This window comes from Corallococcus carmarthensis (assembly GCF_003611695.1).
In the GTDB taxonomy this organism is placed as follows: domain Bacteria; phylum Myxococcota; class Myxococcia; order Myxococcales; family Myxococcaceae; genus Corallococcus; species Corallococcus carmarthensis.
The window spans coordinates 18,879-27,442 of sequence record NZ_RAWE01000131.1 but is presented as its reverse complement, the minus strand read 5'-3'; the positions used below and the strand labels follow the sequence as shown (position 1 = coordinate 27,442).

The following is an 8,564-nucleotide window of genomic DNA, read 5'->3' as shown; positions in this document are numbered from 1 at the left end:
GCATCATCCCGGGCACCACGACGAACGCGAACGCCGACGTGGGCACGGGCGGCTACTTCCTCCAGACGGTCGCTCCTGAACCGGAGACGCTGCTGGGCCTGTAGGCGCGGACCCTCACGGGACCGGTGTGTTCACCTGACGCCGGTTCCTGAGTCGCCCTCTGGAGCCCACCACTGGAGCTCCAGGTACGGCGACGCCGGGTCGCTTCCCGGCACGGGCGTGAAGCCGTGCCGGGTGTAGAGCCGCAGCGCCGGATTGTCGCGCGTGACGTGCAACCGCATGGGCACGCGCGCCCGCGCCGCCTCCGCTTGCATCGCGTTCAGCAGGTGCGTGCCCAGACCGGCTCCCCGCTGCGAGGGAAGCAGGGCCACGTCCACCAGCAGCAGCTCCGCGGGCGTGCGCACCAGCCACTGTCGGCCCACGGCCGCTCCATCCCGTTCGATGATGGCGTGGCCTTCCGGCGGGTGCTTCGCCGCGTAGTGGCGGGCTTGTGCCTGGTACTGCATGCGCAGGAACGGCTCCCCTTGCGCGGGAGTCCAGCCCCAGGCGGCCAGTTGCTGCTCGCGCGTGCTCGCGTAGAGCGTGAAGAGGAACGCGTCGTCGTCAGGCGTGGCGGGCCGCAGATGGAGCGCGAAGGGTGGGGGTGTCTTCACGGGGGAAATCCTCCCACGCCACGCGAACGCAGGGTGAACGCGGATGCCGGACCGCGAGCGAGGTCGGGGGCTCCAGGCCTTCGGGCACGCATGGGTCCGTCCCCAGGAAGGGGTGCCCCCTCCCGAGGCCGTCTGCCAGGGGCGCGCCGCACGAAGCCGTCCAACAGCCGGACAGGTTGGGCCCGCTCCGGCTGGCATCCCCGCGCCGCGGAAGACCTGCCCGGCGGATGGATGGGACAGGCAGACAGATGGGTGCCGTGCCGGGCGGAATGTGCACAGCATGAAGGTTCGGAGGCTTCGTGCGCCGCCGCCTCCAGGAGGTTCAACCTGTGTCTTCCCGTCTTCCGCGACACGTGCGCGTCGCCATCGTGGGCGCCGGCTTCGCCGGACTGGGCATGGCCATCCGGCTGAAGCAGGACGGCATCGATGACTTCGTCGTCCTGGAGCGCGCGGACGACGTGGGCGGCGTCTGGCGCGACAACGTCTACCCCGGCTGCGCGTGCGACGTGCAGTCGCTGCTGTACTCGTTCTCCTTCGCACCGAACCCCGGTTGGTCGCGCGCCTACTCCCCGGCCTGGGAGATCCAGGCGTACCTGCGCGACTGCGTGCGGCGCTTCCAGCTCGAGCCCTTCCTGCGCTTCGGTCACGCCGTCCTCTCCGCGACGTGGGACCTCCCTGCGCGGCGCTGGGTCCTGGAGACGTCCCACGGCATCCTCACCGCGGACGTCTTGGTGGCGGCGGTGGGCGCGTTGAGCGAGCCCGCCATTCCTCACCTGCCCGGGTTGGAGCGCTTCCGGGGCAAGGTGATGCACTCCGCGCGGTGGGACCCGGGCTACGCGCTGGCCGGGCGCAACGTGGGCGTGGTGGGAACGGGCGCGTCGGCGGTGCAGATCGTGCCGGCCATCCAACCGGAGGTCGGCCGGCTCGTCCTCTTCCAGCGCACACCCGCATGGGTGTTGCCCCGGGGCGACAAGCCCATCAGCCGCCCGCGGCAGGCCTTGTACCGGCGGGTGCCAGGCGCGCGGTGGCTCCTGCGCGAGGTGCTCCGCATCCTTCGTGACAGCCTGTCCGTGGGCTTCCAGCACCCGTGGATCCTCCGGCTCGCGCAGCGGTGGGCGCTCAGGCACATGCTGCGGGTGGTGAAGGATCCCTCGCTCCGCGCCCGGCTCACGCCCCGGTACACGATGGGGTGCAAGCGCATCCTCGTCTCCGACGACTACCTGCCGGCCCTCACGCGCCCGAACGTGGAGGTCGTCACCCAGCCCATCCGCGAGGTTCGCGAGGACGCGGTCGTCACCGATGACGGCGCCGTGCACCCGGTGGACACGCTCATCTTCGGCACCGGCTTCCAGGCGACGGACATGCCCATGGCGCACCACATCCGGGGCCGGGACGGCCGTACGCTCGCGCAGGTGTGGGCGGGCAGCCCCCGCGCGTTCCTGGGCCTCACCGTGAGCGGCTTCCCCAACCTCTTCCTCCTCCAGGGACCCAACACCGGCCTGGGCCACACGTCCGTGCTGCTGATGATGGAGGCCCAGCTGGAGCATGTGCTGGGCGCGCTGCGCTACCTGGACGCCCGGGGCGCCGCCGCCGTGGAGCCGGAGAAGGACGTCCAGGACGCCTTCATCCAGGAACTGGACGCGCGCCTGTCCCGCACGGTGTGGAACCAGGGCGGCTGCCGCAGCTGGTACATGGACGCCACGGGTCGCAACGCCGCCCTCTGGCCCGGCACCACCTCCGCCTTCCGCCACCGGGTGGAGCACTTCGAGCCCTCTGAATACGTCACGCTTCCCCGGCCGTCGTCCCAGCGACCTGCCCGGTCTTGATGCGGTGCGGTACCCGTGGGCCTCGCAACTCCTGCGATCCGGCGGCGATAATCTCGGGAAAGCAGGACTTTGAATCTGGGGAGAGAAGCCATGGGGGTTGACGGACTTGGCCGCGGCGGCGCACGCCCGGTGAGCACGGATGCATCGCAGAACGCACGGCCGGTGGTGAGCCCCCGTCCGCAGACGAACGCGAATCCGGTCGGTGATTTCTTCAAGGACTCCTTCGACAAGGCCAAGAGCACCGGCGGCGTCATTGGCGGCATCATCGGTGGCGTGCTGGGCGGCCCGGTGGGCGGCATCATCGGTGGCCAGGTGGGGGGCGCCATCAGCGATGCCATCCAGGCCTCCAAGGACGCGGCGAAGCTGCAGGAGACGAAGGACGTCCTGCGCAACTCGCCCACGGGCGCGGCGGCCGTGCAGTACATGGAAGAGCACAACATCCCGGTGGAGTTCGCCGACGGTGGTGGCTCCTACTGGGACGGCAACAAGATCGTCATCGACCGCAGCCAGGATCCGCAGGAAGCGGCACTGACGCTGGTGCACGAAATCAACCACGCGAAGGCGACCATCGACGGTCCCCGCGCGGACGTGCAGAACCAGACGCGCGACGACTACGTGAACACGCTCCTCAACGAGGAGACGCGCGGCACCGTGGACAGCATCAAGGCGAAGAACGAGCTGGTCGCCGCCGGCGACAACGTCACCGCCACCTTCCCGCTGGAGGCCGAGTACAACGCCGCCTCCCAGAAGGCCGTCGACGAGGCGAAGGCGAAGGACCCGTCGCTCACCGAAGCGCAACTTCGTGAAATCGGCGACAAGGCGGGATACGATGCGGTCCTCAACGGCTTCAGGACGGGCGCGGTGGTGACCAGCACCAACGGTCAGAACTACCCCGACTACTACGGCCAGGGCTGGGACGCGGCGCATCCGTCACGCTAAATGCATCGCGTCCTCGTCGCAGCCTTGTGGGTGATGGCCACCACGCACTGTGACTCGGCCCGGCCCGCGAAGGCCGGGGCCCAGGAGGAACCGAAGGTGAATGCGGACGCCGAGACGTTGCAGCGCATCGAGCGGGTGGACCCGGTGCACGCCGGGACCATCCAGCAGAACCTGGCGGCGACGGCCTTCACGCGCCAGCCGCTGGGCTTCTATCAGCGCTTCCAGTTGGTGACGGTGGACGTGCGGCTGCCGCACCGGGCGCTGCGCTTCAAGTACGCGGACGACGGCAAGGTCGCGGTCAACCTCACGCCGGCCACCGCCGAGGCCATCTACAAGCTCAACCAGGACGAAGCCCTGAGCCTGGAGGCCGCGGAGGTCCCCGCCTACCTGCGCTTCTTCATCGAGAACACCGAGGGCGGCAAGCGCCGGCTGGTGGAGCGCGCGGAGGACGTGCAGTGGCTGCCCGCCACGAACACGGACGCGGCGCTCGGCGCGCGCAAGGCGGAGGCCGTCGCGAAGCTGCACCCCGTGAAGGTGTCCGACGGCGCGGAGGGCTTCCAGGTGTCCGCGGTGGTGCTCGTGGGCAACCAACTGCTCGCGTGTGACTTCACCGTGCGCAAGGGCGGCAAGGTGCAGCTCGTGAACCAGCAGGTGGCGGCGGAGTCGCTGCCCGTGCCCGCCGTCCGCTGATCCCCGCGGCTCAGGTCTTCTTCGTGCGCTTCCGGGCCGCGGTCTTCCGCGCGGTGGAGGGAGCACGTTTCTTCGCCGTCGCACGGCGGGCCGCCACGGCGGTCCGCGTCTTCTTGGCGCCAGCGCGTTTGGCTGCGGGCTTCGCGCGCTCCTGCGTCGCGTGGTAGCGCTCCAGCAGCTTCGTGCCCTGGGTGGCGAGCCGCTTCGCTCCAGCGGCGTCCTTCGGCACGGGCTCGCCCCAGGCCCGGGCGGACAGCGCGAGGCGCGTGGGCTGGCCCTTGGCATCCACCATGGGACCGCGCGGGTGGGCGAAGTGGCGGCGCAGGAAGCTGCCCTTTCGTCGCAGCTTCTCCGGCGTGTCCGCCTTGCCCTTCACACCGGGCTTGAGGTTCGCGCCTTCCTTCTCGTGGAACCACTCGCGGCCCGCCGCCGTGAGGCCGCCCTTCGGATCCTTCAGGCGCCGCGTGCGCGTGACGCTCTTGCGGGTAGGCGAACGTGTCGGCATCGGGCGTGCTCCTCTCGGACGGAGGTGAAAGCTTCCGCATGAGAGGTAGGTCGTCCCGGTCGCGTCGGCACACCGTGACAGGCCGCCTGCTTCCTAGGGCGTGGGCTTCGCCTTCGGGGGCCGCAGCGAATCCGCCAGCGCACGGATGGCGCGTGCGTGGGCGTGCCACGGGGCCTTGCCGTCTCCGAAGACATCCAGCGGGCGTTGGGGCGGCAGACCCCGCGCTTCGGAGTCCTGGCCCTTCGTGTCGGTGTAGTGCTCGTTCGACAGGTGGACCGTCCATCCGTTGGGCAGCGGCTTGACGAGCATGTCGGAGAACGCGCCCCGCGTGGCCGTGCCCACCTGCACGACGTTCGGGAGCGCGCGCAGGGCGAGCGTGAGGACCTCGCCCGCGCTGACGGTGACGTCGCTCGTCACCACGTACACCGGGCCCTGGAAGGACGGACGCGACGTGGGCTGGAGCGTGAACACCTGCGGCGGGACGTCCTTCGCGCCCGTCGCCCACTTTGTGTACGCGCGCCGGGGTTGATCCGCGAAACGCTCCGCGATGGCGCGGGCGATGGCGTCGTAGCCGCCCCGGTTGTTGCTCACGTCCAGGATGAGCGCGTCCGCCCCCGCGAAGGCCGTCAGCGCTTCATCCAGCACCGGCTCCAGCGCGGCCAGTTCCTGTGCGAGCGTCGGCGTCTCTCCCTCCGCCCCGGCGACGAAGCCGCCCATCGTCAGCAGGTTGAGATAGGCGACGCGGGGCGCGGCGAAGCCCCAGAGGACGCGCTGGTTCGCGACGTGATGTCCCTGGCCGCGCAGCACCGTCTGGAGGATGCCGTCGCGGTACGCGCGCATCCATTCGCGCTGCACCTCCCGCGCGGGGCGGTCCATGGCCACGGCTGCCTGCTCCAGCATCGCGAACGTGCCCGTGGGACGGGCTTCGTACGTCAGCGTGTCCGACGCCGCGTCGCCCGCGAGCAGCTCCACGTGCGCATCGTTCAGCGAACGGAGCGCGTCCGCGAAGAGGGTGGACAGCGCGTGGCCGTCCATGCCCGGCGTCACCCGCGAGCGCTGCGCATCCAGGCGGGCCAGCCAGTCCGGGTCGCGTTGGGGGAAGGAGGCGTAGTGCTCCGCGAAGGTCTCACGGAACACGTCGAACAGCTCCACCGCGCTCCACACGTGCGGCGTGTCGCAGCCGTCGGGCAGGGCGGCCAGGCGGTCGAAGCGGTAGCGCGTCTCCCCCGGCGCGGAGAGGAAGTCCCGGACGTCCGCCGAGGGCCCCGGCTCCTGGACCCCGAACATCTCCTTCAGCTCCGCGGGCGGCGACGGATCCACGTAGCACCCCGCCGACGTCTCGTGGTGCAGCCGCAGGCCCTCCGGCGTCACCGTGAGCAGCCAGCCATGGCCTCGCGAGCGCCACACCCCGTACGCATCCGGGGCGCTGTCCTTCGACGTGGCGTGCGGCGTGGCGCACCCGGCGAGCAGGCCCGCGAGGACGAGGGGAATGGTCTTGCGCCGACTTCCTCCACCACCCGACACCGCGTCGCGAGCAGGACGGGGGGACGCGGGGCGTGCGCTATAAACCTCGCGCGGGGTGGGGGTGGCCTGCCCTCCGACGGGAGACATCATGGGTGGAGTCGCTCGGAAGTTGGGATGGGTGGCGCTGGCGCTGGCGGGGGCCTTCAGCCTGGGCGTGGTGGCGCTGCACCGGGGAGAGTCCATCAGTGCCATCTGGCTGGTGGTCGCCTCGGTCGCGGTCTTCATGCTGGGATATCGTTTCTACGGCCGGTTCATTGCCGAAAAAGCGCTCCAGGTGGACCCCACCCGCGCGACCCCCGCCGAGCGCCGCAACGACGGCCTGGACTACGTGCCCACGGACCGGTGGGTCGTGTTCGGCCACCACTTCGCGGCCATCGCGGGCGCGGGGCCGCTGGTGGGCCCGGTGCTGGCGGCGCAGATGGGCTACCTGCCCGGCACGCTGTGGATCCTTTCGGGCGTGGTGGTGGCTGGCGCCGTGCAGGACTTCGTGACGCTCTTCCTGTCCGTGCGGCGCGACGGCAAGTCGCTGGGCGACATGGTGCGCATGGAGCTGGGGCCCGCGGCCGGTGTGACGGCCATGGTGGGCGTGCTGATGATCATGATGATCATCCTCGCGGTGCTGGCGCTGGTGGTGGTGAAGGCGCTGACGCACAGCCCCTGGGGCACCTTCACCGTGGCGATGACCATCCCCATCGCGGTGATGATGGGCCTGTACCTGCGCTACGTGCGGCCCGGCAAGGTGCTGGAGGTGTCCATCGTCGGCTTCGTGCTGCTGATGCTCAGCATCTGGCTGGGTGGCCAGGTCTCCGAGTCCGCCACCTGGGGCCCCTGGTTCACCTTCGACAGCCGCACGCTGGCGTGGCTGCTCATCGGCTACGGGTTCTGCGCGGCGGTGCTGCCGGTGTGGCTGTTGCTCGCGCCTCGCGACTACCTGTCCACCTTCCTGAAAATCGGCACCGTGCTGCTGCTGGCGGTGGGCATCATCCTGGCGGCGCCGCACATGCGGATGCCGGCGGTGACGCGGTTCGTGGACGGCTCCGGGCCGGTGTTCTCCGGCAGCCTGTTCCCGTTCCTCTTCATCACCATCGCGTGCGGCGCGGTGTCCGGGTGGCACTCGCTCATCGCCTCAGGCACCACGCCGAAGATGCTGGCGACGGAAGGAGACGCGCGCCTCGTGGGCTACGGCGCCATGCTGATGGAGGCCTTCGTGGCCATCATGGCGCTCATCGCCGCGTCGGTGCTGGATCCGGGCGTCTACTTCGCCATGAACTCGCCCGCGGCGCTCATCGGCACCAGCGCGACGCAGGCGGCCCAGACGCTCAGCCAGTGGGGCTTCGTCATCACCCCGGAGGTGCTGGAGCAGACGGCGCGCGACATCGGTGAGACGACCATCCTGTCCCGCGCGGGCGGCGCGCCGACCCTGGCGGTGGGCATGGCGCAGATCCTCCACGGGCTGGTGTCCGGGCAGGGGATGATGGCCTTCTGGTACCACTACGCCATCCTCTTCGAGGCCCTCTTCATCCTCACCACCGTGGACGCGGGCACGCGCGTGGGGCGCTTCATGATTCAAGAGCTGGCGGGCCTGGTGTACGCGCCGCTCAAGCGCACCGAGTCCTGGGGCGCGAACCTGCTGGCCACCGCGCTGTGCGTGGCCGCCTGGGGCTACTTCCTCTACCAGGGCGTGGTGGATCCGCTGGGCGGCATCAACACGCTGTGGCCGCTGTTCGGCATCGCCAACCAGATGCTCGCCGCGGTGGCGCTCACACTGGGCTGTGTGGCGCTGGTGAAGATGAAGCGCGAGCGCTACGTCTGGGTCCCCGGCATCCCCGCCGCGTGGCTGGTGCTGTGCACCCTGACTGCGGGCTTCCAGAAGGTGTTCGGCGGCGACGTGCGCGTGAGCTTCGCGGCCCACGCGCGGGCCTTCTCCCAGGCCGTGGCGGAAGGGCGCGTCATCGCCCCGGCGAAGTCCGTGGAGGAGATGGAGGCCATCATCCGCAACGACTACCTGGATGCGGGCCTCACCGTGTTCTTCATGGTCGTCGTGGTGGCGACGGTGCTCTTCGGCATCCGCGCCGCGCTCCGGGCCCGGCGTTCTCCGGTGCCCACCTCGCATGAGACGCCCTACGTGGCCGCCGCCATCCCGGTGAAGCCGTGAGGCGCGGCTTCACGCAGGCGCTCCAGCACGGCTGGCGCCAGGCCGTGCGCACCGCGCGGTCGATGATTGGCGTGCCGGACTACGACACCTACGTCGCCCACATGCGCCGTCACCATCCGGACAGGACGGTGATGACCTACGCGGAGTTTTTCAACGACCGCCTCCAGGCCCGCTACCGCGCCGGAGGCGGCCGGTGCTGCTGAGGCGATGAGTCGTTGAGTCTTCCAGACAAAACTGCTTAGTGGGTTTTACGGGTCAATCCCGTTCAACCT

At 70.3% G+C, this 8,564-nt stretch carries 8 protein-coding genes; 5 read left to right on the top strand and 3 right to left on the bottom strand.

Going from position 1 to position 8,564, the window contains the following annotated elements; genetic code table 11:
- Nucleotides 1-131: 131 nt before the first annotated feature.
- Nucleotides 132-653 carry a GNAT family N-acetyltransferase gene (locus D7X32_RS28395; RefSeq protein ID WP_244239226.1) on the bottom strand — a complete coding sequence of 174 codons (522 nt, stop codon included), beginning with the start codon at nt 651-653 and terminating at the stop codon, nt 132-134.
- 329 nt (nt 654-982) lie between these two features.
- Between D7X32_RS28395 and D7X32_RS28390 the strand changes: the two genes are divergently transcribed.
- From D7X32_RS28390 to D7X32_RS28380, 3 genes are all read left to right on the top strand, one after another.
- Nucleotides 983-2,479 carry a flavin-containing monooxygenase gene (locus tag D7X32_RS28390; RefSeq protein ID WP_244239225.1) on the top strand — a complete coding sequence of 499 codons (1,497 nt, stop codon included), beginning with the start codon at nt 983-985 and terminating at the stop codon, nt 2,477-2,479.
- Between the two features lie 90 nt (nt 2,480-2,569).
- Entirely contained in the window at nt 2,570-3,418 is an 849-nt protein-coding gene (locus tag D7X32_RS28385; RefSeq protein WP_147450306.1) for a hypothetical protein, read from the top strand.
- Between the two features lie 96 nt (nt 3,419-3,514).
- A complete protein-coding gene (locus D7X32_RS28380; protein WP_147450305.1) occupies nt 3,515-4,108 on the top strand; it encodes a hypothetical protein in 594 nt (197 codons plus the stop codon).
- 10 nt (nt 4,109-4,118) lie between these two features.
- Here the strand turns inward: D7X32_RS28380 and D7X32_RS28375 are convergent, their stop codons facing one another.
- Nucleotides 4,119-4,613 carry a DUF6321 domain-containing protein gene (locus tag D7X32_RS28375; RefSeq protein ID WP_120605693.1) on the bottom strand — a complete coding sequence of 165 codons (495 nt, stop codon included), beginning with the start codon at nt 4,611-4,613 and terminating at the stop codon, nt 4,119-4,121.
- A 93-nt stretch (nt 4,614-4,706) separates the two neighbouring features.
- Nucleotides 4,707-6,227, bottom strand: a complete 1,521-nt coding sequence (locus D7X32_RS28370) for a S41 family peptidase (RefSeq protein WP_147450304.1) — start codon at nt 6,225-6,227, stop codon at nt 4,707-4,709.
- Between D7X32_RS28370 and D7X32_RS28365 the strand changes: the two genes are divergently transcribed.
- Both D7X32_RS28365 and D7X32_RS28360 read left to right on the top strand, forming a co-directional pair.
- Nucleotides 6,226-8,292, top strand: a complete 2,067-nt coding sequence (locus D7X32_RS28365) for a carbon starvation CstA family protein (RefSeq protein WP_120605691.1) — start codon at nt 6,226-6,228, stop codon at nt 8,290-8,292. The genes D7X32_RS28370 and D7X32_RS28365 overlap by 2 nt on opposite strands.
- Complete coding sequence (locus tag D7X32_RS28360) at nt 8,289-8,495, top strand: YbdD/YjiX family protein (protein WP_120605690.1); 207 nt, start codon at nt 8,289-8,291, stop codon at nt 8,493-8,495. Before D7X32_RS28365 ends, D7X32_RS28360 begins: the two co-directional genes overlap by 4 nt.
- Nucleotides 8,496-8,564: the final 69 nt, after the last annotated feature.

What these genes read in the sequence shown, in the direction of transcription:
- D7X32_RS28385 (WP_147450306.1), top strand. Translation starts at nt 2,570, where the DNA reads ATGGGGGTTGACGGACTTGGCCGCGGCGGCGCACGCCCGGTGAGCACG.
- D7X32_RS28375 (WP_120605693.1), bottom strand. Translation starts at nt 4,613, where the DNA reads ATGCCGACACGTTCGCCTACCCGCAAGAGCGTCACGCGCACGCGGCGC.
- D7X32_RS28365 (WP_120605691.1), top strand. Translation starts at nt 6,226, where the DNA reads ATGGGTGGAGTCGCTCGGAAGTTGGGATGGGTGGCGCTGGCGCTGGCG.
- D7X32_RS28370 (WP_147450304.1), bottom strand. Translation starts at nt 6,227, where the DNA reads ATGATGTCTCCCGTCGGAGGGCAGGCCACCCCCACCCCGCGCGAGGTT.